Source organism: Caballeronia sp. HLA56, assembly GCF_054655155.1.
Map to the genome: position 1 here is coordinate 229770 of NZ_BAAHOB010000006.1, position 24588 is coordinate 254357.

At 58.5% G+C, this 24588-nt stretch carries 21 protein-coding genes and 1 pseudogene; 11 read left to right on the top strand and 11 right to left on the bottom strand.

Annotated features, from left to right (window positions below; genetic code table 11):
• Positions 1-169 precede the first annotated feature (169 nt).
• From ACYQ47_RS35470 to ACYQ47_RS35510, 9 genes are all read left to right on the top strand, one after another.
• Positions 170-1447 (top strand): paraquat-inducible protein A, encoded by a 1278-nt coding sequence (locus ACYQ47_RS35470; RefSeq protein ID WP_459909768.1) that lies wholly within the window; start codon positions 170-172, stop codon positions 1445-1447.
• Positions 1440-3071 (top strand): PqiB family protein, encoded by a 1632-nt coding sequence (locus ACYQ47_RS35475; RefSeq protein ID WP_459909770.1) that lies wholly within the window; start codon positions 1440-1442, stop codon positions 3069-3071. Before ACYQ47_RS35470 ends, ACYQ47_RS35475 begins: the two co-directional genes overlap by 8 nt.
• Entirely contained in the window at positions 3068-3658 is a 591-nt protein-coding gene (locus ACYQ47_RS35480; protein WP_459909772.1) for a PqiC family protein, read from the top strand. The genes ACYQ47_RS35475 and ACYQ47_RS35480 overlap by 4 nt, the downstream gene beginning before the upstream one ends.
• A 124-nt stretch (positions 3659-3782) precedes the next feature.
• The gene (locus ACYQ47_RS35485; protein ID WP_459909774.1) at positions 3783-4454 is read left to right on the top strand and encodes a DUF3313 family protein; all 672 of its coding nucleotides are present in this window, start codon (positions 3783-3785) and stop codon (positions 4452-4454) included.
• A gap of 193 nt (positions 4455-4647) precedes the next feature.
• On the top strand, positions 4648-5310 hold the full coding sequence (locus tag ACYQ47_RS35490) for a DUF3313 domain-containing protein (protein WP_459909776.1): 663 nt from the start codon (positions 4648-4650) through the stop codon (positions 5308-5310).
• A gap of 1533 nt (positions 5311-6843) precedes the next feature.
• Positions 6844-7161: an IS66-like element accessory protein TnpA gene (gene tnpA / locus ACYQ47_RS35495; protein ID WP_459909937.1), complete on the top strand. Its 318-nt coding sequence runs from the start codon at positions 6844-6846 to the stop codon at positions 7159-7161.
• Positions 7131-7502 (top strand): IS66 family insertion sequence element accessory protein TnpB, encoded by a 372-nt coding sequence (gene tnpB, locus ACYQ47_RS35500; RefSeq protein ID WP_459909778.1) that lies wholly within the window; start codon positions 7131-7133, stop codon positions 7500-7502. Before tnpA ends, tnpB begins: the two co-directional genes overlap by 31 nt.
• Positions 7503-7532: 30 nt before the next feature.
• On the top strand, positions 7533-9119 hold the full coding sequence (tnpC, locus tag ACYQ47_RS35505; RefSeq protein ID WP_459909780.1) for an IS66 family transposase: 1587 nt from the start codon (positions 7533-7535) through the stop codon (positions 9117-9119).
• A gap of 888 nt (positions 9120-10007) precedes the next feature.
• Positions 10008-10541: a transposase gene (locus ACYQ47_RS35510; protein WP_459909782.1), complete on the top strand. Its 534-nt coding sequence runs from the start codon at positions 10008-10010 to the stop codon at positions 10539-10541.
• A gap of 113 nt (positions 10542-10654) precedes the next feature.
• Here ACYQ47_RS35510 and ACYQ47_RS35515 read toward each other — a convergent pair whose 3' ends face one another.
• The 4 genes and pseudogenes from ACYQ47_RS35515 to ACYQ47_RS35530 all read right to left on the bottom strand — a co-directional run.
• Complete coding sequence (locus tag ACYQ47_RS35515; RefSeq protein ID WP_459909784.1) at positions 10655-10795, bottom strand: hypothetical protein; 141 nt, start codon at positions 10793-10795, stop codon at positions 10655-10657.
• A gap of 13 nt (positions 10796-10808) precedes the next feature.
• Complete coding sequence (locus tag ACYQ47_RS35520) at positions 10809-11540, bottom strand: ABC transporter permease (RefSeq protein WP_459909939.1); 732 nt, start codon at positions 11538-11540, stop codon at positions 10809-10811.
• A 511-nt stretch (positions 11541-12051) separates the two neighbouring features.
• Positions 12052-12558, bottom strand: a complete 507-nt coding sequence (locus tag ACYQ47_RS35525; RefSeq protein WP_459909786.1) for a hypothetical protein — start codon at positions 12556-12558, stop codon at positions 12052-12054.
• Positions 12559-13234: 676 nt separating this feature from the next.
• A pseudogene (locus ACYQ47_RS35530) lies at positions 13235-14563 on the bottom strand (MFS transporter); the annotation flags it as partial.
• An 838-nt stretch (positions 14564-15401) separates the two neighbouring features.
• Here ACYQ47_RS35530 and ACYQ47_RS35535 point away from each other — a divergent pair.
• Positions 15402-16646 (top strand): MFS transporter, encoded by a 1245-nt coding sequence (locus tag ACYQ47_RS35535; protein ID WP_459909788.1) that lies wholly within the window; start codon positions 15402-15404, stop codon positions 16644-16646.
• A gap of 122 nt (positions 16647-16768) precedes the next feature.
• Here ACYQ47_RS35535 and ACYQ47_RS35540 read toward each other — a convergent pair whose 3' ends face one another.
• From ACYQ47_RS35540 to ACYQ47_RS35560, 5 genes are all read right to left on the bottom strand, one after another.
• Positions 16769-18034 carry an MFS transporter gene (locus ACYQ47_RS35540; protein WP_459909790.1) on the bottom strand — a complete coding sequence of 422 codons (1266 nt, stop codon included), beginning with the start codon at positions 18032-18034 and terminating at the stop codon, positions 16769-16771.
• A 257-nt stretch (positions 18035-18291) separates the two neighbouring features.
• Complete coding sequence (locus ACYQ47_RS35545; RefSeq protein ID WP_459909792.1) at positions 18292-18513, bottom strand: hypothetical protein; 222 nt, start codon at positions 18511-18513, stop codon at positions 18292-18294.
• Positions 18514-18810: 297 nt separating this feature from the next.
• On the bottom strand, positions 18811-19113 hold the full coding sequence (locus ACYQ47_RS35550; RefSeq protein ID WP_459909794.1) for a hypothetical protein: 303 nt from the start codon (positions 19111-19113) through the stop codon (positions 18811-18813).
• Between the two features lie 148 nt (positions 19114-19261).
• A complete protein-coding gene (locus ACYQ47_RS35555; RefSeq protein WP_459909796.1) occupies positions 19262-20239 on the bottom strand; it encodes a PDR/VanB family oxidoreductase in 978 nt (325 codons plus the stop codon).
• Positions 20236-21339, bottom strand: coding sequence for a Rieske 2Fe-2S domain-containing protein (locus ACYQ47_RS35560; protein ID WP_459909798.1), 1104 nt, complete (start codon positions 21337-21339; stop codon positions 20236-20238). Before ACYQ47_RS35560 ends, ACYQ47_RS35555 begins: the two co-directional genes overlap by 4 nt.
• Before the next feature lie 165 nt (positions 21340-21504).
• Here ACYQ47_RS35560 and ACYQ47_RS35565 point away from each other — a divergent pair, with 165 nt between their 5' ends.
• Positions 21505-22494, top strand: coding sequence for a cupin domain-containing protein (locus ACYQ47_RS35565; RefSeq protein ID WP_459909800.1), 990 nt, complete (start codon positions 21505-21507; stop codon positions 22492-22494).
• A gap of 23 nt (positions 22495-22517) precedes the next feature.
• On the opposite strand, the gene ACYQ47_RS35570 is transcribed toward ACYQ47_RS35565, so the two are convergent.
• Positions 22518-23246 carry a maleate cis-trans isomerase family protein gene (locus ACYQ47_RS35570; protein WP_459909802.1) on the bottom strand — a complete coding sequence of 243 codons (729 nt, stop codon included), beginning with the start codon at positions 23244-23246 and terminating at the stop codon, positions 22518-22520.
• A 20-nt stretch (positions 23247-23266) separates the two neighbouring features.
• Positions 23267-24403 carry a porin gene (locus ACYQ47_RS35575; protein ID WP_459909804.1) on the bottom strand — a complete coding sequence of 379 codons (1137 nt, stop codon included), beginning with the start codon at positions 24401-24403 and terminating at the stop codon, positions 23267-23269.
• Positions 24404-24588: the final 185 nt, after the last annotated feature.

Sequence of the window (24588 nt, forward strand, 5' to 3'; positions counted from 1 at the left end):
TCAGCATGCAGACCAACGAGGGCGATGTTTCATTGCTGGCGGGATGAGTCGAACGGTTCGTCTGGGCACACCGAATGTCCCCTGCCATACATGGCAACCATCGTCCGGGCAAGCCACCGGCCCGTCTTTACCAGGCCACCAGTTAGCGACACACTATCGGATGTACGGGATGCACCCAACCACGTTAACCGCATGTCACGAATGCGATCTACTTCAATGGAAAGTAGTACTACCCGAACGTCGCACTGCGCGGTGCGGGCGATGTGCTGCAGTCTTGTATCGGATCCCGTCCCCAGGCTTCGAGCGCCCCCTCGCTTTTGCTGTTGCGGCGGCAGTTCTGTTTGTACTCGCATGCTCCTTCCCGATCGTCGGCCTTTGGATTGGGGGTGAGCTCGTCGAGACAACCCTGATTGGTGCGGCGTTCTCGATGTACGCGCAAGGGGAGTGGCCAGTCGCAGGAATTGTTCTGGTGACGACGATCGTGATTCCTTTGCTGAGCATCGCCGGAATCCTGTACCTGCTATTCTCCATGCAGACTGGCCATCGACCACGCGGACTGAAGATCGTACTCCGTTTTCTCAGTCGTGTTTCTTCTTGGGCAATGATTGAGGTGCTCATGCCTGGGATGCTGGTCGTTCTCGTCAAACTTCGACATTTCGCCACCGTCGCCCCGGGAACGGCCCTATGGGCATTTGGAGCAGTCATGCTGCTGCTCGCAGCAGTGGGTCAGGTGTTCGATCTCTCCGACGTATGGGCACACATGCCTGTGGACGCAAGGCCCGAGACACGGGGGCGGCGTTCCACAGCGACTGCCTCAGGTACGGGAATTCTCACCTCTGCACGCGCAGGGTTGTGCCTGTGTCACGACTGTGGGTTGCTGTCGAAACTGGATGTTTCCGTTGAACATCTGACCTGCCCCCGTTGCAATGCACGCCTCCACCCGCGCAAGCCGAGCAGCCTCGCACGCTGCTGGGCACTCCTGCTCGCAGCCGTCGCCCTCTATGTTCCTGCCATGATGTTGCCAGTCATGGTGACCACAAGCCTGGGCATCACGCAGGCCGACACCATCATGAGCGGCGTCGTACTTCTCTGGTCGTCTGGATCGTGGCCGCTGGCCGCGATTGTTTTTATCGCAAGTATTGTTGTTCCCATGCTCAAAATCGTCTCGCTGGCCTATCTCGTCTCGAGCACACAGTTGCGTTCATCCCTGATCCCAAAACAGAGAACGCGCATCTACCGCATCATTGAGTTTGTCGGCCGCTGGTCGATGCTCGATTTCTACGTCATTACGATTCTGGTCGCACTTGTCCAGTTCGGTCAGATTGCGACAATCGCGCCGGGGCCCGGCGTCATTACGTTCGGCGCAGTCGTCGTGCTGACCATGCTTGCCTCCCAGTCATTTGATCCAAGGCTGATGTGGGATGCCGTGGAGAAAGAAGGTGAATAATCTCCCCGAGAAAAAAGATGATCCCGAGACGAGACGCGAGTTTCCGGTGGCCGTCACGGCCACGGGGTCGAAGTGGGCGCTTCGACTGGTCTGGCTCGTTCCAATCGTAGCAGTACTGATCGCTGGATGGATAACAACGCAATCAGCCATGCAGCGTGGTCCCACCGTCACAATCCGTTTTGCCACAGGAGACGGCATTGAGGCCGGCAGAACCCGGGTCAAGTTCAAGAACGTTGACGTCGGCGTGGTCAGGAGCATGACGCTATCGGACGATCATAAGACCGTGATTGCCAGCGCTGAAATGTCACGGAATGCATCGAGCATGCTCGTTGAGGGCACGCGTTTCTGGGTTGTGCGACCGCGCATTGCTGGGGGAACTGTCTCGGGTATCACTACCCTGATTTCTGGCTCTCATATCGGCATGGATATTGGTACATCAATTACGGCCCGTCGTGATTTTGTGGGTCTCGAATCGCCTCCGGCCATTTCCTCCGGTGCACCCGGCCGGGAGTTCGTGCTCATGAGCACGAACATCGGCTCGCTCGATAACGGCTCCCCCATCTACTTCCGGCGGCTTCAGGTCGGGCAGGTCATCTCATATGAACTCAATTCCGATGGCAAAGGCATGACGCTGCATGTTTTCATCAACGCACCATATGACAGGTTCGTGACGAGCGACTCGCGCTTCTGGCACGCGAGCGGTGTGGACGTAACGCTGGACACCACAGGCGTGAAGATCGACACGGAGTCCATGACGTCGATCCTGACAGGTGGCCTCGCGTTCGAAAATCCGCCCGACACGACCACTGCCACGGAAGCAGTCGCAGGTTACCGGTACACGCTCTTCGCGAATCGGGCAGCGGCAATGAAACGACAGGACGCGACCGTTGACAGTTATGTGCTGAACTTTAAGGAGTCCGTACGCGGACTGAGCGTTGGCGCTCCGGTGGACTTCCGCGGGATCGTTATCGGTGAGGTGTCGGAAATTTCCGCGCACTTCGATCCGGTTCGGAAGGAATTCAGTATTCCGGTTGAAGTCAACCTCTATCCGGAGCGCCTGATCCCGCGTCGAAGCTGGGACCCGCACATTGGGACCCGCCAGTCGGCGCACAGACAGTTCGCGGACTATCTGGTGTCACAGGGAATGCGGGCGCAACTGCGTACGGGAAGTCTGCTCACGGGGCAGCTGTATGTAGCCATCGACTTCTTCCCAAAGGCCCCAAGGGCCACCGTGGACTGGAACGCCGCCACACCGCAGTTACCCACGGTGCCGGGAAATCTGCAGACGCTGCAGGACTCGATCACAAGTCTTATAACAAAGCTCAACGCGATTCCGTTCGACGGGATCAGTTCGGACCTGCGTAAAACGCTGGCTGACGCCGATGCGGTCCTGAAGACAGTGAATATGGAGGTCGCACCCGACGCAAAATCGACCATGGCAGCCGCCCGGCAGGCGTTGGACTCGGCGAATCGCGCCTTACAGAGCGATTCGCCTTTCCAGCAGAACACAACCGAGACGATGCAGGAACTGTCTCGTGCCGCGGTTTCAGTTCGTTCGCTGGCCGAGTATTTGGAGGCTCATCCAGAGTCCCTGATCCGGGGCAAGCAGGAGGACAAGCCATGAGCCGTTTCGCCGTGCTGTTCTGGACAGCGCTCGCCCTGACCCTTACCGGGGGTTGCGCAAGCTCGCCGGCCACGAAGTTCTATACCCTGAGCTCCGCAGAGGTGATCCGGCAACCGTTGAACGTCCAAACGATCACGATCGATGCGGTGAGTGTGCCCGAGTTGATTGACAGGCCACAGATCGTATCCACCACGGATGCAACTCGAGTATCCATTGACGAGTTTGCAAGGTGGGCCGAGCCGCTGAAGCGGCAGATTGGGCGGGTGCTAGCGTCAGACCTGACTCAGTCGTTTCCGGGGGTAATGGTCTCGGCTTACCCCCAGCGCGCGGCGGGGAACGCCTGTCGTGTTTCGGTGGACGTTCAGAGTCTAAAGTCAGCATCCCTCGGCCCGGCAATGCTTACGGCAATCTGGACGGTCAAGCCATCGGAACGCCAGGACGCGGTGAGAGGAAGGACCGTTGCCCAAGAAAGAGTCAGTGGGCCGGGCTACGAGGTGATTGTAAATGCATACAGTCGTGCGATCGCGACCATGGCAAACGATATCGCAACCGCGGCCAAAGTTTGCACGCAGCAGACACCGCCATGATTCTCCAGAAATGATTCGCCGCGTACCCGCTGCGAAACGGTGGACCTCTTACCCGACCTCGCGGCATCTGACGCGAACGGGCTTCACAAAAAAATGGCCGCTCAGACAAGGAGCAGAAACGCAAATGCCACTTTCGGAATTTCCCACGGATCTCCTTTCCCCGGCATCGCACATTGTCGAAACCGAGCGAAGTCTATTTTCGGGCCGGGGTGTCGTACAGACTCCCTGCGATTGGAGTAGGGCCGATATCACGCTCGTCCCCTCCCCCGCCACACAGAAGACAGCCTCTCAAGTCCTCTGGTCAAAGTACCGTCAGGCAGCAATTGATCCGATTATCGTGCGATTCCAGCATGACAGGTCTGGAGGGACAGGAAACGCGGATATGACCCAGCTGGGTGCTCATATGAAAAAAACTATTTGCGAGAAGCTCTGTGAACACTCTGAAATTATGAACTACGCCGCACGTGGCGTGCTTCGAGTCGCGCTCACCCTGACGGGGATCCATTCGACCGGAGCTTCAGACAGAACACCAGCGCAGTGTCAAGATGGCGCGAAATTGTCCAGTGCTACGGCGAGCTCCTGCAGGAGCGCATCGATCAACGCAATTTCCCTCAAGGCAATGATCTACGATGGGGCTAGCAATCGATTGCTGCATACGTACGAAGCAGAGAAGAGGATGAATCCGATCGCTATCGCGACTTCCTTCGGCGCGATCAACGCGGCAAGACGTTTCCTGACAGGAAGCGCGAACGCGCTGGCCATGCAGATCAGACCCGGCGTAAATCAGACACATTGAACCTCGTCGACACGATTTCTGCTCGTTATCTTTCTGCCGCAGTTCATGTTTTCACCCACAACGTTAGAAGCGCCTCTTCGGTTATCTATATTCTCATGTCTGGTTCTAGAGCGTGTGGAGCGAGACGAGAAGGCTTCAACGGGCACTCTGCCAGTCTTTCTAAACATTAACCTGATCTCTAAGGAATACGAAAATGGTAAAATACAATATCCTCCCTATTCTTCTCGCAGGTTCCACCGTGCTGGCGCTATCCGCATGCGCCGGTGTCCAGCCTGTCGCATACTCTGGCCTCTCGTCCTCCCCACAGTTGACGCAAAACCGGGACGACGATTCGGACAAAGTACCGTATCGGTACACAGCGCCGGTAGTCTGGTCCCGATATTCACAAGTCGTTCTGGATCCAGTCGTCGTTTATAACGGATATGACGCCCAATTTGGTGACCTGAAAGCTGAGAATAAGGCTGAACTGGCCGACTACATGACGAAAACGTTTTCGGAGAAACTGTCGAAGCGATTCGATATTGCGAAGCAGGCAAGCGCGAGTTCGCTGCGGATACGGTTGACGCTGACCGGTGTCGAAACGACAAAACCATTCGTGGGCCAATTCACCCACTTCGGTATCGGTGGAAACGTCTATAACGGCGTACAGGCGATTCGTGGCGGTAAGGCAATGTTCGGTGGCTCAGTGTCCTATGCCGTTGAAGTGTATGACGGGTCCAGCGGTCGGTTGCTGAGGGCCTATGTTTCGAAACAGTATCCGAATGCGATGAACCTTCCTGCCGCATTTGGTTCATTGGGTGCAGCGAAGACCGGACTCGACAAGGGAGCGGAAGCGCTGGTTACGCAACTTCGATAGAAATTGAGGACTGGAGAAAAAAGTTGTGGCTCCGCAAGAAAGCTCGTGATGCCGCAATTCGTTCTTCCCATGCTTTTGTCAAAACATCGCGCCGTCCGCGCGGATCGATGCATCGAGATGCCCAGACTTCACGTCCTAGAGCCGACTACTCGCATGCGGTAAATCGATTCACACGGGATTGAGCGCGACACTTAAATGCAATAGGATCGGCTTTCGACACTAAGGTATTCCTCCATGCACGAGATATAGATGTTTCTTGGGGCGGCGGCCCCGCCTCCGTTGGTGGTTGCACTCGTGTTCCTTGCTGTCTATCTCGCCGTAGGTATTCCTATCCAACTACTGAGAGGCAGTCTTTCAAGAAACCTCTGGGGAACGTTCGCAGGCGTTGTTGCTGGCCTGCTATACATCACGTTTATCGTTGGAATCTATCCCGATGTACGAACCAATCGGATTTCCGGTTCAACCCACCAACAGGTGGTGGCGAAGAAATGAAGTCTGCGGCCTCGGTCCTATGCACGCGCCGTATGGCGAAGCCTCTGTCAAACATATCGCACGGCCTATGGCAGAAGCCGCTATGAAACGAAGCGTGCTCCGTTTTGTTCGCCAGTTAGCTGTGAGGATCGGTACCTTCGCGAGAGCGATATACCTTGTAATTAGAGGCGAACTCTGACCGGCCCGTGCATTGACGGGCCCCACGAGGAGCCTGGACATCACCGCAACCTCACATCAATGTTTAGGGAGAAAATTTATGGGCCATTGCAATCCAGCCCTAACGCAACGCACAAATTTGCGCCCATTCGTCGTATTCGTTGTTCCAACTATTGTGGTCCTTGCCAGCGTCTGCATATCGACGGTTGTTTTCTCGCAAGCGGTGCCAAAGATTTCGGCGGGATTTCCTTCGGTCTCTTGCGCTCCATCACTACAGAAAGGTGCGCCAGGGGACTGTCCTTCTCCGGAGCAAACCTAACCCCTTAACGCGTGTTTGCAATGTGCATCGTGAAAATCGGCAACTTGCAGCAACTGCCGCCGAACCGGCATAAACCTAAAAACATGCCGGCCTCCACGTTTCCCGGAGCGGTTCACAATAAAACGGCGCTCTATTGCCGAGATACTGTGAGGGCAGCGAGCGCGAAGCCGGTGGAGTAAAACGGGTATGTGTACGTTGTATTCTTCGTGGGAGCACGCAAATGGACACGACACGGATGATCCGTAATGGAAGGGATGCAGAGGTGATCGGCTCGCTGTATCTGGCTTTCGAGTCGGGCGATAGAACTGGAAGCTTTGTCTAGGCGATGGTGTGCGCTCACCGAGTCGATGTACGGTGAATGCTGGCGATACAGATGCCGTCCTGAAGGCCATTGCGCGGTAAGCGTCGCGGCAAGGCCGTCCTGATTCGCGCAATCAGAGACGCCAAAGTGGTTTTCACCACTTCAAGTAGCGGGAACCACTTTGGGATCGGAAGAGAAGCTGGCCTCAGGAACGCGTAGAGGAAGCCCATACCACAGCCCTAAATTTCGACGCCGTCTGGCCGCAGTGGCGTGTGAGCCGGGCGTCTCGGTTTCGAAACTCGCCAGAGAGCATGGCATCAACGCCAATATGTTGTTCAAGTGGCGACGTCGATATCGGGCCGAGCAGCTCGCCGTATCAACCGAGCTTGTTCCGGCGACGGTCGTGGAGGACGCGCCGGGCACAGTCACTCCGACACCGTCGGTCCAACAGGAACAGCTAATCGTAAAGCCCGCCGCGAGCGTGGGCACGATCGAAGTTCGGATCGGACGTGCTATGGTCAAGGTCGATGGAGCGGTCGACGCCGAAACACTATGTACGGTACTGAAGAGTGTGCGATCGTGATCGGGCTTCCAACAGGTACGCGCGTGTGGATCGCAGCAGGTGTGACTGATATGCGCAGCGGATTTCCGGCGCTGGCCGCGAAGGTACAGACCGCACTTGAAGACAATCCGCTGGGTGGCGACGTGTTCATCTTTAGGGGGCGTCGCGGCGATCTAGTAAAGATCCTTTGGGCAACCGATGACGGACTATGGCTGCTTGCAAAACGACTTTCGCATGGGCGATTTATCTGGCCCCAAGCCGATGGCGGCAAGATCTATTTGACGTCCGCGCAGCTATCGATGTTGCTGGAAGGCATCGACTGGCGACAACCCCGTCGCACGACCGCGTTGTCGATGTTGTAAACCAAGTCAAAGGCTCGTAAACTGCCGTGCATGCCCGATCATGCTCCTCTTCCGGACACCGTTGCCGAGCTCCGCGCCTTGGTGCTCGAGCAGCAGGCGTCAATGACGAAGATGCGTCAGGAGATCGCCGAACGCGACCGGGAGATCGTTGAGCGAGGCCAGGAGCTCGATCGCCTGAAGGCACAGATCGACAAGCTCAGGCGCATGCACTTCGGTCGCAAATCCGAACAACTCGACCGGCATATCGATCGGCTCGAAACTCAACTTGAGGATCTGGCAGCGGGTAGCGGCGTCGCCAAAGTTCGACGCGCGCGTGCTCGTGCATCGAGTTTAGGCGCGTCTGCCACATCTTCGAAGGAAGCCTTAGCGCCGCATCTTCCACGCGAAGAACGCGTGCTTGAGCCCAATTCGATCTGCCCGAAATGCGACATCGGCATGGGCCTGCTCGGCGAGGATGTATCTGAACAACTCGCGCGCGTCACAGCGATGTTCAAGGTGATCCGCACGATCCGTCGCAAACGGGTTTGCGCCAACTGCGGCCATATCGAGCAACGTCCCATGCCCGGGCTGCCGATTGAGCGCAGCATCGCACATCCGCGCTTGCTGGCCGAGATCCTTGTTGCGAAATATGCGAACCATACGCCGCTGTATCGGCAGTCCGAGATCGCGGCGCGCGACGGCGTCCGTCTCGATCGAGCGACCATGGCACGTTGGGTCGGGCAATGCGAAGAACTGTGTCGACTGCTGACCGAAGGCCTGCGTCGCTACACGATGGCGACTGCGAAGCTCCACGCGGACGACACACCGATCCCGGTGCTCGCGCCCGGCAACAAGAAAGCCAAAACGGGTCGGTTGTGGGTCTACGTGCGTGACGATCGACGCTCAGGTTCGAGTGAGCCTGCTGCGGTCTGGCTCGCGTACTCGCCGGACCGCAAAGGCATCCATCCCCAGACCCATCTTGCCGAATTCCGAGGTGTCCTTCAGGGTGATGGCTATGCAGGTTTCAACGAGATAACCGAAAACGGCGAAGTTCGACTGGCATCGTGCTGGGATCACGCCCGACGATACGTGTTCAATGTGCACGAGACGGCCCCATCGGACACCACGAAAAGATGGCTTGACATGATCGGCGATCTTTACGAAATCGAGGCTGCTATCCGCGGTAAGCCACCCGATGAGCGGCAACGCGTCAGGCAAGAGAAGAGCAAACCGCTGCTCGATGGCATCGAGACGTCGATGAGGGAGAAGCTAGCGACGCTATGGCCAAAGGCGCCATTAGTCGAAGCCATTAACTACTCTCTAAATCGCTGGGACGGACTCACGCTATTCTGTGATGATGGTCGGGCCGAGAGAAGCAACGTCCTTGCCGAAAACGCTTTGCGATGCGTCGCGCTTGGTCGGCGCAATCTTATGTTTGCTGGCTCAGACAGTGGTGGTGAACGAGCCGCCGCGATGTACAGCCTCATCGGCTCGTGCAAATTGAACGACGTCAATCCACGCACCTACCTGGAATACGTGCTCACGCACATCGCAGATCATCAGGCCAACCGCATCGACGAATTGCTGCCTTGGAACGTCGCGAAGCACCTGCACAGGCCTGCAACGCTCAACCTTTGAACCCTTCTGCCGGGCGACACTCCGCAGGTGCAGCGCTTAACGTCTGTCCAGGAAAATCTAAACGGCCCTCACGCGACGCTTACATTGCGCGCGCGAAGACGCGCTGCAATCTGTTCGATGATGCTCCGCTTCGAAACTGCTACGAAGCCGGACGTGACGGCTTCTGGCTGCATCGGTCGGCGAGCGCCCAGAAGATCTTTAACCTGGTCGTGGATCCTGCCAGCATCGAGGTAAGCCAACATGCACGGCGCGCAATGACCGACAGGCTCGACGCTGACCGCCAACATCTCGATGTTGATTCGTTACCACGAGGGCGAGTGGGCTTTGGGCGATCGCGCGGGTCCCGAGCGCTGAAAAGGAAAACGAACGGCGCGTTCATCGAGAAGTTGAACGTCTGCGGCAGGAGCGTACTGCGCACAGCAACCGTGTCCGCTCGCTCCCGGTGCTTCACGACCTGCGCACTGAACACATCGGCGGGCGTAGCTGGGCAAGCTGGTGGACTGAACATGCTGCGAAGCTCCTTCCCGACTCCGCGCCGAGATCGATCGCGAGCTCGAGCGACTCGCGCTTCTTGTGCGGCAGATCAAGACGCTCGGTTCAACGCAGATTCGACAAGAACGCAACGGCGAGCAACCCGCCATCGCCAGGCTGGCAAGGCTCGCGGGCATCGGCACAGGCAGTGCCTGGAGGCTCGTCAAGGAATTGTTCCGATGGCGGCGATTTGCGAGCGGGCGACAGCTCGCAGGCTATCTGGATTTGGCGCCAACCCTATATGCAAGGTAAGCGTCGCGGCACGGCCGTCTTGATTCGCGCAATCAGAGACGCCAAAGTGGTTCCCACCACTTCATGAAGTGAACCCCGAAGGTTGGACTCCGACCTGAAGGGACTATGGGAAAATACACGGACCAAGCCAAGCTGGTGGCCGTCAGAGATTACTGTTCCGGCGAGGGTGGCCTCAAAGCGGTTGCTCAACGGCATGGCGTCAACGTTTCATCGCTGCGGCAATGGATTGCCGGCTATCGGGCTCATGGTGAAGAAGGCGTGCGCACGAAGAAGCGGGCTCCCACGAATTTCAGCACCGAATTCAAGCTATCGGTTCTGAAGCGGATGCACGAGGAAGGCTTGTCACAGCGACAAACTGCAGCCCTGTTCAATCTCCGCCGCTTCAACGTGATCGGCGAGTGGGAAGATAAATTCAAACAAGGCGGTTCGAAAGCACTCGGCCGAGTGTCTGGCGAACGCCGCAAGACGATGTCAAAGACACCCTCTGACCAAGCGAAACAACAAAATTCGGATCACGATCGCAGCCGCGAGGACCTGATCGATGAGCTGAACAGCCTACGGATGGAGAACGCATACCTAAAAAAGCTCGAGCCCTTGGTTCGGGCGAACGATCGGCAACCGCAAAAGAGCGGACGCTGATCGTGCTTGAGCTGAGGCAACATTACCCGCTTGCCGGCCTGCTGCAGCTTGCCGGACTTGCTCGCAGCACGTTCTACTATCAGCAAAGGGCGCTGCAGCGGGAGGACAAATATTCAGACTTGAAGCTGAAAATTCGGGAGCTGTTCGACCGACACAAAGGGCGTTATGGCTATCCGGGCCGCCAGGCGCGCCGGCTCGTTCGCGACGCCGCCCGTCATAATGGCCGCCGCATTGCGAATCAGGGTAGTCGTCATGCCGTTGCGTTCCTTAGAGTTCACTTTCATGCCAGCCGCGCAGGCCCAGCCGGGACGCCCAGACAGTAATGCCGAACAGCACCACGCCCGTGACGGTAATCAGAACCAGCGCCGCGAACAGGCATGGAATGTTCAACTGAAAGCCGGCCTGCAGGATTTGGTACGCGAGCCCCGACCCCGTGCCGCCCGTTCCCGCGACGAACTCCGCCACCACCGCGCCGATCAGCGAGAGGCCGCTCGAAATGCGCAGCCCGCCGAAGAAATACGGCAGCGCGCTTGGAATGCGCAGACGCACCAGTGGCTGCCAGCGCGTCGCACGATTGATGCGGAACAGGTTGACGTGGCCCGGATTGACGCTGCGCAGGCCGAGCGCCGAGTTCGAGATGATGGGGAACAGCGCGACGAGCGTGGCGCAGATCACGAGCGCAAAGGTCGTGTCTTTTACCCAGATGATGATGAGCGGCGCAATGGCGTTGATCGGCGTCACTTGCAGCAGGATCGCATACGGAAAGAAGCTCGCCTCGATAAGCGGACTCTGTGCGAACACGAGCGCGACCGCCACACCGAGCACGGTCGCGAGTGCGAAGGCCAGCAGCGTGATCTTGAGCGTGGCGAAGAGCGCCGCGAACAGCATGGGCGCATCGACGACCAGTTGCCGCACGATGTCGTGCGGTGCTGGCACCAGATACACCGGCACCTCGAAGAGCTGCGGTGCCCGTCCGTGTTCAGCCCACGCGTGTGGCAGCCCGGAGGAGCAGCCGGGCGGGAGCGTCACGCCCCCGCCACCTCCTACTTGTGCTTGGTGGCCGATCAACGCGCCGGCAGGCGCTACTACATCCTCGGCCGTTGGTGTCTACCAGCGCAATCCTTCGTTCCGCGGCGCACACGCCGCGATTCTAATCCTGATAATTCGTATTAGCAGGATTGGCTTTAATGCCGCCACCATTGAGCCGGTCGAGTCCGTTCCATGTGGGCCACACGCAATCATTTCGAAGAGTTGTCGAGCTTGCCCATTCCATCAACCCTGCGTCACCCGTTACGAAATTGATGGAGGATCTGTACGTTGCCATTTCGATGGCCGTCAACGATAAAATTCCCGAGGCGTTCAGCCGTGGCGATCCTCGCTTGGTTCCAGAGTACTTGGCGACAGCAGGAACAGATTTCTTCTAGAGAGAGTGTCGGCTTGAGGGGCATTGCGCTCAGGAGAAGATCGCGATGCCGGCGATGGACGCCGCACAACTACCGCAAAAAGACCCTCATTTGACTTCTCGATCGGCGCGGTAATCGTAAGAGACCACCTCACCGTCAGCAAAACTAATAAAAATCTTGGCATCCCGATCGGGCGGATCAACGTCCATCCGCGTGCCGTCGCTCAGCTCGACGTAAAAATTGAGAATCTTCTTGTCCGCCTGAGGTCGCTTAAGTAGGGAAAAGAGATACTTCATCAGTTCAGATAAGCCCTCGTCAACAGCCTTCTCCGCCAACTTCTTACTGATCCATAGCACTGCTGGAATAACCGCGTAGTGCAAGGCCGTGCCCGCCCAGCTCCCAAGCAGTTCGACCATTTCATGAGGCTTAACATCATTCGTGTCGCCCCAGTCCAAAACGATTAAGCCAGTATCTGGCGACAATGCTTCGTTGAGGGTAACTTTCCGCAGCACATGCAATTCAACGGCTCTGGGAGAATCGTCAGGAAGATTTTCAAACCTGTTCTCAAGGCGACGATATACACTCAGTTTAAATTCACGCGACACGTTCGTCATGGCTGTTACTCCATCCACCGCTCCCGCGAGCGTCGATCCGGCATCGCGGCTTTCACTAAGAATAGGCGATCGTCATGGGGAAGCAAGACATGGCGTTAATTGAGTGATTCGCGGCATTCGACACCATTCCTTGGAAAGCCTGTTTTCCCACGTCAGGTCGTTGGTGGCGGAAATACCGGATTTGCGTACCTCCACTCACTTGCCCCACCCTGCCCGGGCTCAACCTCTGCTACGTTCAATACACTCTTTCTTCACCTACTACGTCAGGACTCTGGTGATTGAACTTCCGCCAAAAAACCTGCCTGATAATCGCGCTATAAAGATAGCTCTCAAACCCGCAAAGGTCCCTGTGTAAAACCGAAAAGATGTCGGTGTCCACATAGGTTTATGTTAAACCAATACAAAAATTCTTCGCACGGGTCGACGGACTGGAGCGGTCTTCGTTAACGTCGGCAGCGCGCAGTCAAATTTCAAATTTTGGTTCGGCCGGTAGGGCTCGTAGGCTGCTCGGCGTAGCCGAACCGGGTAGCTCTAGTGTAACGACCGCAAGTGTTGAAGCCGCTGGTCGCAAAACAATGCCGGAAAACTTTGCTCCCCGGGTTTCTTCGGCTCGAGTATCGAGCGAGTGGGCATGCCCGCACGCCGTTATCAACTGTTTTGCCAGCCGTGATAAACGTTATGAACGGCGTAATGCAAGACTTCCAACCAGCAGGAAGCCGACGAACATCAGCACGCCACCCGCGACGAGGGTCGCCCCGATCGCCTCGCGATAGATGCCGACGACAAGCGCCTGTTGCGACGCGCTCATCTGTGCAATTGCCGTCATGCCGTGATCCAGCAACGCCTGTACGTCGAAAGACCTCGCCAAATCCGCAAGCCGATGCCTGAGCACCAGCGTCATGATGCCGCCCGAGAGCGCGACACCGAGCGATCCGCCGAGCGAGCGCACGAACGACATCGTGGCGGTGGCCGATCCCAGCAAGCGCTCGGGCACCGAGTTCTGCACGATCACGGTCGCGTTCGGCATGCCGATGCCCATTCCCGCGCCGAGCACGGCCATCGCGAAGAGAAACGGCACGACGCCCGTTCCCCTGTGCGCCATGACCGAGAGCAGCACGAGTCCGACGCATTCGAGTCCGACGCCCACGCACAGCAGTATCGCGATTCGGCAGATGCCCACCGAAAAGCGCCCGCCCGCAACGGAGGTGATCAACATCATCGCGACTTGCGGCAGCATCATCGCGCCGGATTGCTCGGGCGTTTCATGCAGCACGAGCTGGTAGTAGAGCGGCGTGAAGATGAGCGAGCCCATCATCGCGAAGGCCATGATGCCGGAAGCGGCCACGCACGTCGCAAAGGGCACGTTGGCAAAGAGCTGAAGGTCAATGATTGGCTCGCGCGCGCGTCGCTCCACTTTCAGCAGTGCCACGAAGCACACGACGGCGAGCAATAGCAACGCGGGCATCCGCACGCCCGACATGAACGCGGCCGAATTCGAATTGAGTAACAGCAGCAAGGCCGACGTACCCACGCAGACGAGCACCGCACCCGCGTAATCGACCACATGCGTGCTGCCGCGGGCGACCTTGGGCCGCGACGTCAGCGCGAGCGCGAGCGAAAGTGCGCCAATAGGCACGTTGACGTAGAAGACCCATCGCCATGACGCATGGCTCGTGATGAAGCCGCCGAGCAGCGGGCCCGCGACACTGCTTACCGCGAATGCGCCCGTGAAAAGGCCTTGATAGCGTCCGCGCTCGCACATCGGCACGATGCTGCCGACAAGCGTCTGCGACATCGTCATTAACCCACCGGCGCCCAGACCTTGCAGCGCCCGGAAGGCGATCGGCGCGGTCATCGACTGCGCCGCGGCGCACAGCGCCGAAGCAACCAGAAAGATGCAGATGCTGATGGCGAAGAACTGCTTCCTGCCGTACATGTCGGAAAGCTTGCCGTAGAGCGGCGCGCTCACGGTCGATGTCAGCATGAACGCCGTGACGACCCAGGTGAGATGATCGAGCCCACCGTTGACTTTAGAGCGCTACCAACATGGCTAGCTGCGCCGTATTGCGGCAACGTGTAATCGTCCAATCTGCGATATGCGTTCAGATGTCAAATGAAGCCTCGTCGTCACCGCGCTTGGCTAAGAGGATAGCAAGGTCGCGGTGGCGCGTGCTGCAAGTCACGCTTGTGTCCAACGCAACGGAACCGCCTTCGCGCAAGACTCTGACGTCGCACCCACTTTGAACACCTGCCCCGTGACTCATGATCCGGTGCCACCGGATAGTTGGTCCCAACCGCGATCACGTCATTCCGCCATTCTCATGATTGCTGTCCGTCAGTGTTGCACGGGAACGCAATTGAATGGCGGCCCAGCAAAAATCTATGGCTACGGCGCCTTTCGAATGACAAAGCGTATCTCAGTTGTCTTAAACTGCTTCCACTCGGTTGAGAACGGGCGAGACGAGAGTCCGGGGCAATCGAAACATGTCCGATGCTAGGCAACTCTGCGCGCCGTGAAGCCTGCCCACTGCTGCTTGCAAACCATCGCTTTCCGCCCTGATTGTGCTTAACTGGACGCAAGCCTTGCGCGAGAATTGTCTCTGGCTGCTTGTTCCGCACAATCGACTTGCGGCGTGAGGGTCCGCTCGCTGGCGTTACGACGCGCCGCGACCTTCATCGTAGCTACGTTCAGGAAGCCTATTCGCTCAGCGTTCGCCGCAACGCGTGAGAAGTACGGGCAGATGGGGGCTCAATCGAATCGGCCGCCTATGAAACCGTACTATGCGGTGGATTTTTCCTTCTGCGTAAGGCCAGCGGCTTACCCTTGGTGAGTTTTAACATAAATGTCCAGCGAAAGCTCCGCTGTGCCCGCATTTGCGAGCGCAGATGCCGACCTATTGTCGTTTTCTTCCTTTCGTTCACTGCTGGCCGTGCGGGTCGCTTGGACGATAAGCATCCAGATGTTGTTCGTCGCCATCGGCTGGCAGATGTATGCGCTCACGCACGACGCGTGGGCCCTGGCATTGGTCGGGCTATACCAGTTTTTCCCCGTTATCCTGCTCACGCTGCCCGCTGGCCACGCGGCCGACTCGTGGCGGCGCTCGCGTATCGTGCTTGTGTGCCTGGCGGGACAGGGCCTGATTGCAGCAGCAATGGCGCTAGTTACACTCGGCCACGGCCTCACGCGCGAAGCGCTGCTCGTCGCTTCGTTGCTGCTTGGCGCGGCGCGCGCGTTCCAGATGCCAGCGCTGCAAGCGCTCGTGCCTTCCACGGTGCCTGCGCCGGTCCTGAGCCGCGCAATGGCCGCGGTTTCCACAGCATCACAATCGAGCGTGATACTCGGGCCCGCCCTGGGCGGGGCGCTTGTAAGCTTCGGAATCGTCGCGGTCTATGCACTTGCGGCCGTGTTGTTCATCGTAGCGACACTGCTTGCGCTCGGCCTCAAGGTAGGCGACGCGCGGCGTGAACGGCGCGCTGCTACGCTCGAAGCAATCATGGGCGGCCTGCGCTTTGTATGGCGCAAACCGATCATTCTCGCGGCAATCAGTCTTGATCTTTTCGCTGTACTATTGGGCGGCGCTGTTGCGTTGCTGCCGATTTACGCCGATACAATCTTGCACGGCGGTCCCGCCATGCTCGGATGGCTGCGAGCGGCGCCTGCGATAGGTGCGTTCTCAATGTCGCTGTGGCTCGTGCGTCATCCACCAAGGCGCCGCGTGGGCGTCACGCTCCTCGCCTCGATTGGCGTGTTTGGTCTTGCAACGATCGTGTTTGGCATCTCGACGAGCCTTTGGCTTTCCATGCTCGCTCTAATCGTTACCGGGGCGGCGGACATGGTGAGCGTGGTGATTCGTCAAACGCTCGTACAACTCGAGACACCCGACGAGATGCGCGGACGCGTAAGCGCCGTGAACGCCATTTTCGTGGGCGCGAGCAACCAGCTCGGCGAGTTCGAATCGGGCTCGCTTGCGAGCGCAATAGGGCCGGTGGGCGCGACCGTGCTGGGCGGCCTGGTGACCTGCCTCGTGGCGATTATCTGGGCGTGGCGCTTTCCGCAGCTGCTTGCGCGCAAAACGCTCGACGTTTGACTGGCTCGGGGCCGCATAGGAAGGGCTTTTCGGGGGCGCATTCGAACGGACAATCGAAGTCCATTCACACCCGTGCACAGATTTCAAGCTGTTGAGAAACTGAATAAAGTACACGGAAGAGCTCACCTTCCGTCATCTACGCAGGCGCCTCCACTCCTATCAAGAGACGTTGAGCTAAGGGTCCAGCGCCTCAGCATAGTGACCCCTATGACTGCCGCAGCGCAACCGGAGAGTGCTCCGATCGCTAGCGCCCAACGCGGGCCATAGTGATTTGCGACCCATCCGGCGATCGGTGCCCCTATAGGCGTCCCGCCCAACGCGATGCTTAGCCGAAGCGCCATCACTCGGCCGCGCATTGAGGGTTCGGTCGAGATTTGCATTAGACTGTTGCTCGTGTTGGTGAACGTCAGCGCGGCCATACCGGTCACCACGAGCGCTCCCGCGAACATCCAATAGCCGGGAGCGAGCGCCGCCAGCGCGCAGCCGAGCCCGAAGATCGCGGCGCCGCTTAGCAGGGTCCCGAAGCGAGGTTGTTCGCGACCCGCCGCCAACAGCGCGCCTGACATCGTGCCGATGGCCATGATCGAAGTTAGCAGGCCGTAACCGCGTGCATCCGCGTGGAACACCCCGACCGCCATTGTCGATATGAAGATGGGGAAGTTGAGCCCGAAGGTGCCGATCAGAAACAGCATGACGAGATTCGCTCTTAGCTCGGGCTGCGTCCACGCATAAACGAAGCCTTCACTCATGCCTTTGCGGGAGCGATGAGCCCGTTTGCTTTCTCGCAACTCGGACAAGCGGAACTTTGACATCGACAGCAGCACCGCGAAGAAGCTCAAGCCGTTCAACAAGAAAGCCCAGCCCGTGCCGAGCGAACCGATGACGACGCCCGCCACCGCCGGACCAATCATCCTGCCAGCGTTGAACGACGTCGAGTTGAGTGCCACGGCGTTGTGCAAATCCGCGTCGCTGACCAACGCGCCGACAAACGTCTGCCGCACCGGGCCGTCAAACGCAGACGCGCATCCGAAAAGAAAAGCGAACCCGTACACCTGCCACAACTGGACTGCGCCCGTAATTGTGAGAAGGCCGAGCGCCAGGGCGAGTGCGCCCATCGTCGCTTGGGTGATCATGAGGAGCTTGCGTTGGTCGAAGTGATCCGCCGCGATGCCCGTCCACGGCAGAAGCAGAAGCTGCGGCCCGAACTGGAGCGCCATGACCATTCCGACCGCGGATGCGTCGTGATGCGTCAGTTGCGTCAGCACGAGCCAATCTTGCGCAGTGCGCTGCATCCATGTGCCAACGTTGGATACAAAGGCACCCATCGCCCACAGCCGGTAGTTGAAAATCCTCAACGAACTAAACGAACGAAGCACGCGTGCATTCATAACTGCCCTGTCACCCCGCTACTATGAAACCTGCTCAAAATGTCTTGCGGCAAACAGCATATCCGTGGCATACCCAATGCCGGCACGGATCGGGACCGCGTCGGAGATCTGAATCGACAACACGGCTAGTCAGTGCATAGCTGAAGACGAGCGGTTGAGAGAATAACGTCTGGGAACGGTCACTTTTCGCGTCGTCGACTGATGCCAGAAGCACACGCGTCAGCAAAGCATCCCGAAGACCAGACGAAGCCAATTCTCTAACCTGCGCCTTTTGCGATGGTTGCTTTACTCGTTTGAAGACGAGCCACGTAAGCATGTTCGATGCCTACGGCAAGCTGCTGTTGTTCTGCCGCTTTCAAACATAAGTGGATCGCGCGCGAGAGCCCGTATTGTCGCACGCTGTGGAGATATTCAAACAGCTTTCCGCCCGCATCAGCGAGTAACAGAATGGTGCGGTCGTCATTTGTGGAATCGTCCATACCTGAAATGACTTCTGCTTACTCAAGCTTCACCAGCGCGCCAGATCTTATCCTTAAGACAAGACGCAGGCTCGCGAATCAGCGCCGACTTGTGTTCTTCCGCGGCAGTAAGTTGATGCCTACAGCTGCGGCGTTTTCATTCACAAAATGCGCGCACATCAACGTATGGCAGTCCAAAGCGTATCTAACGACCTCGGTGACCAGAAAGATCGAGCACTTGCGGCTCTTGCGTGCGTCCCAATCGTCGCCCCCGCCACGCCATAGTTTTTCCTGACGCTTGCCTTACCCAACAATCCTTTACTGGCTTGCGCCAACTCCGACGCCGGCCTTCTTCTGTGCTTTCTGAAGACCTTCAGGATAGTTCGGATCGTTTGCTCTCGAAGGATTGTAGCCCGCATCCTCAAGCTTCTTTAGCTCTGCATTTTTCTTAGCGCGCGCCTGTTTCCTCGCCGCTTTTCTTTGTGCTTTCGTAGTCGGCGCGGCTTGCGTTGCATCAGTGGCGGTTGAGCCCGTATCTTGTGCGTACGACGGTATTGCGACGGACGCGAATACACCCGGTACGAGTAAAGACAATGCCACCTTTACGATCTTTGCTTTCATCACTAAGTCTCTATAGAATGATGTGCTGCAAGTTACTGATTATAGAGTCGTTAGCTCTTGGAAACGAGCCTCGATCTATCAACGCAAGGCGGCTTACTGAACCAATGGTCCGTGTCTACCCGGCCTTGTGAACCAACCTCTTAGAAGTCTACAGATCGACAACGAGTCGCTGCGACTTGGCGCGCGAGCAGCACGGCGTGAATTGGTCGCCACGCGCTTTCTCATCATCACTTAAAAGCCAGTCCCGATGGTCGGGATCGCCGTCAAGGACACGCGTGAGACACGTTCCGCACACTCCTTGCTCGCAAGACAACGGCACGTCGACGCCAGCGTCGATCAACGCATGTGCCGCAGTCTGCCCTGGCGCAACCCGAATCACCCGCCCCGTACTGGCGATGACGATGTCAAAGGCCCGATCCCCTTCCCCGCCTTCGACTTGTACGTCCGCCGCTGCGGCAAATCGCTCGACATGCAGATTTTCGATCGGCCAACCGCACGCGATTGCGCCTTGCACGACCCAGTCGATAAAACCAGTCGGCCCGCATATGTAAGCGTGCGTGAGCGCGTCCGGCGCCCCTATGGAAGTCGTGACCTCGAACCGCGACGAGTTGGTTACATCATCAGCATGAATGTGGACATGTCCGGCGAATCGATCTTCATTAAGCCGCTCGGCGAAAGCGACATGTGCTGTGGACCGCACGCAGTAGTGCAAATCGAATGACGCGTGCTGTTGTGAGAGCTGTTCCATCATGCTTATGAGCGGAGTCACGCCGATGCCGCCCGCAATAAGCACGCTGCGCCGCGCGCGCTCGACGAGCGCGAAATGATTGCGCGGTGGACTGATCGTTACGATATCGCCTTCTTGCAAGCGATCGTGCACTGCGCTCGATCCGCCGCGAGACTGCGGATCGCGCAGCACAGCGATTTCATAGTAATCCGTGGAGCCAGGCGCATTACACAGTGAATACTGTCGAACGAGCCCTTCGCTGATGTGCAGATCAATGTGAGCGCCCGCTGAGAAATCGGGCAAGGCATTGCCATCGACGGCCGCCAGTTCGAACGCGCAGATATTGTGTCCTTGCTCACTGCGCCGGACGATTCTTACCCGCAAAGCCGGTGCGCTCATGGACGCGCCACGCCGTCGCGTGCCAAGGCCGGGGCGATCGGAACGATCTTCTTCGCTAACGTCGCTTCTGCCGCGACTTGCGCAGCGAGTTTGCGACGCACCCGTAGCGCGCCAACGTCTGCCTGGCAAGACAGTTCGCGCTCGGTGGCGGCATGACGATCGACGTATGCCTCGATGGTGTTCAGCACGATCACGTCCTCGTCGATCACCCGCTTCATCTGCGCCAGCACGCCGTGGCTGAGATCATCGTCGTCGAGCCGGAAATTTCGGGCGATTGCATTGAAATAGTGCGTGGTCGTCGAAGTCTCTGGCGTCACGCCGTGGATAAAGTTGAACGCTCGCGCCTGGCCTCCGCTAACGGGCACGATATAGCGACCGCCGGTTCGCACCAGGGCAGGCCCGAAATAGTCCGACACGATGCGGTCTTCGCAGATCGTGCCGGACAGATCAGGATGAAGGTGTGCCCCAAAACCTTCGAGTGGTCCCGTCGGCAGCTTCCGGTCGACCCGAAGAATCTCGCCCTCCTCGGAGATCGTCGCGGGGATGGCCGCGAGCGATGTGCTGCCCGGCAGGCTCTTCGCGTGTGCGAAACTGACGTGGCTCAGGTCCATCAGGTTTTCGAGCAGCAGCGAAAAACGTGTGCCAAGCGGAGTGAGCACACCTGCATCGGCCCGCCATCCAACCGCGCCGAGCCCGATGGATTCGATCGGCGGGATCCGGCTCTCGTCGGCGAGCGCCGGGTCGCCCATCCAGATCCACGTCCATTCCCACCGGTCGACCACGGGAAAGCGGCGTGTCGCAAACCGCGACGGCACTGTTGTTTGCGACGGTATGTCAACGCACGCGCCAGTGCAATCGAATGTGAAGCCGTGGTAACCACACTCGACTCGATCGCCGACAAGCCGGCCTTCGCGAAGCGGATATAGGCGATGCGGACACAAACCTGCCAGCGCGACCGGATCGCCCGCCTCGGTACGGTAAAAGACGACAGGTTCGTCGAGGATTCGCCGCTCGAACAAGGTGCGCCCGATCTCATTGCGCCATGCGGCCACATACCACTGATTGCGGGGATAAGGTTCTGGCTGATTCAAGGGATACACGTCTCGCTCCTAGTGGTTTGTCTTGATGCAGTCATGCATCGTTGTCGTTGATGCCGACTATAAAATCGGTCATGCTCGGAGCGATATGCCTTTTCCGCTGCAATAGCGGCTGAATCCTCCAATGTGGCTTGCTGCCTTGTAAGCCCGCGCAATTCGGAGACCCATGTGGATCTGCTTAGCGAAGCACTGTCGTCCATGAAATGCGATGGCCATGTGCTCGGTGTTTTTCGTCTGTACGGCGACTGGGGCTTCGATATCGAGGGTGTGTTGCCGGGCTACTACTACGTCGTGCTTAGTGGTAGCTGCTGGGTGTCGTGGGACGGACGCGATGGCATTCAGCTCGACACCGGCGATTCGTTGCTCGCGCCGCAGGGCGGGCCGCTTAAGCTGTCGGCACACGCGAGTGCGCCGCGCGCGCCCATGCGCGATGTGTGGAGCTCGCATCACATGCCGCCGTATCAGCGAGGTATGCCACCCGCTGCTCCGGTACGCCTGGACTACGTGGCCCCCGGCGGCGCGGCGTCGGCGGAGCCGGCCGCGCATCTGCTTGCGGTCGCGTTTTCGTCCGGAGAGGAAGACGAGCGTTTGCTGAAGGCACTGCCCAGGCAGATCGTGACGCGCGCGGCCAATCGGGCGATCGCGCCATGGCTGCGCCCGGCCATCGAATTTATCGCGGCCGAGGAATCCGCCGCGCGCGCCGGCTTCAGCGGACTCTCTGGCCGACTCGTCGAACTCATTCTCGTCGGACTGGTTCGCGCTTACGCGTTGAGCGACGCATCCCCGCCATCAGGCTGGCTACGCGGACTGAGTGATGCGCGCATCGCACGCGTGCTCGAAGCCATGCACCATGACCCGGCGGCATCGTGGCCCGTCGAAAGAATGGCGCAGCAAGCCAGAATGTCTCGTTCCGCATTTGCCGCACGATTCGCGGAACTGGTCGGTGAGCCACCTGCCGAGTATCTGACCGCACTTCGGATGCATCTCGCGCGGCGGTTAATCGAACGCTCCGATCTGCAAATCCAGCAAATCGCGGCGCAAGTCGGTTACCAATCCGAGCGCGCATTTCGCGCCGCATTCAGCAAACATACAGGTGGCAGTCCGTCCGCCCGGCGGCGAACAGCGCCGCAGCCTTCGGACCCTGTGCCCAATGCGTAACATACGCGTGGCGTGTTGGACACTCAGTCCACATTGCCCTCGGCGAACAATCGCCCCGCGTTGTCGATGGCACCACGCCAGCCGCCGAGTCGCAATCCGCCCCATAGCATGGCCTGGTTGCTGGTGACAACGGGCAAGCCGAGCGACCGCTCAAGTTCCGGCACTGCCTCGAACGCACGCACGTTGGCGCAGGATAAAAACACCGCCTGCGTGCCGTCATCGATATGCTGCAACACACGCTCGACGACTTCGGACGGCTCCATGCGCGCGGCCACCTTGGCATCAGTAAAATTGAGCGACACCGAACGATGTACGTCGAGGCCGGCATCGGACAGTGACTGCGCTTCGACACGCGAGAAGGTGTCGCCGAATGGGCAGACCTGCAGGATGCGCGCAGCGCCAACTGCACGGAGCGCATCCTTCACCGCTACCATCGTGTTGGTCGAGGGCACACCGAGGCGCGAGCTCATGCGTTCGGCCAGCCGTGTATCGCAATTCGGGCCGTAGGCAATGCTCGCGCCGGTGCAGTTGAACGCAATCACGTCGGGCGACATGTCCTTCAGAAACTCCGCTTCTTCGGTTGCTTCGAGATACGCGCGCGTCAGACTTTCCTCGGTAACAATGCCGTTTTCCTTGCGCAGCCGCAGCCGATGGACGTGATAAGCCACTTCGGGCGGGCAATACTTGCGGAAGTCGTCCTCCGCAATGGTATTTAGTGATGGTACGATCATGCCGATGCGCAGACGCTTCATGATGCTTCTCCTCAACGAACTCAGAATTTGTGCATGATGCCGGCTTCGATCAGCGTCTGGCTCTTGCTAGAGGACGGACTCGCCGTATAGATTTGCGCGTACGTGTTCGGTCCCGAGGCACGCTGGAGAATGCCGATCAAGAACAACTCCGTGCGCTTCGAAAGAAAATAGTGCGAGGCGAGATCGATCTGGTTGTAGTGCACCGAGCGGCCCGCCGAATAGTCTCCATGCGTGTACACATACTGCAACCCCATCTCAAAGTCCGGCCTGAAAAACTTGTAGATCGAGCCTTCAAAATTTTGCAGGCGCAGACCGCTCGAATCGGAATAGTTGTACAGGACGTTGGTATAGTCGGCGATCACGCTGAAAAAGCCGAAGTCGTATGTGCCTCCCACGCCCATGATGCGCTGCTGGTTGACGCCCGAACCGCCCGGGCTCGTCACGAACGGCGAAGAAAATCCCCAGCCTGTGCTGTCGACAGCACCGGTGGTCAGGTTCGGCGTCGGTGAATTGGTGCGCCGGTTGAACTGCGTCAAGGCGGCGCCGACCTTGAGCGGACCGCTCATGTACGTGACCGAACCGCTGAAGCCGTTGTTGTTGGAGAACTGCGTCGTGTTCGAGAAGGCGTAGCTGCCCGCGACCGTGAGGCCCTTGATTGTGGGTGAGGCATAGCGCACCGCATTGTTGAAGCGGTTCGTGAAGAACATGTTGTCGTTGTCACCGATATGCGCGCCGTAGCCTGAGAACGTGTTCGCCGCCGTCGCGAACCACAGCGATTTCGTCATTTCCTCGTACTGACGGCCGAACGTCATCGTACCAAGTCGATCGTTGGACAAGCCGACAAACGCTTGTCGTCCGAAGATGCCGCCGCCTAGCATTGCGCCGTTTGTGACGTTGAAGCCGTCTTCGAGCGTGAAGATTGCTTTGTTACCGCTACCGAGATCCTCGGACCCAAGAAGGCCCCAGCGCGGTGGCATCATTCCCGCGTTCGCAAGCGCGTACTGATGCGAGCCGCGCGAGTTGCTAACGTACTCCAGGGATGTCGATATCACGCCGTAGAGCGTGACGCTGCTCTGCGCGTTTGCGGGTCCAGCCAACGTATAGGTTAGCAAGGCTGCGCCCCCAAGTTGTTTGAACGGTAAGTTTTTCGTTTTCATGTCCAGTCTCCAGTGAGACGGCTTTGGAGCCGTCTTCGTATGCGAATATCAGTGCGCGTCGACATCTGCGCGGTACGCGCCTTTTCGGGCACGCAGCCGCCCCGCCGGCGCGCGACGTCGCGCCGGATCAACTAGCGGTCAGAAAGGACGATGGCTCGGACCAAGACGTCAGCCGGTCCGCGCCT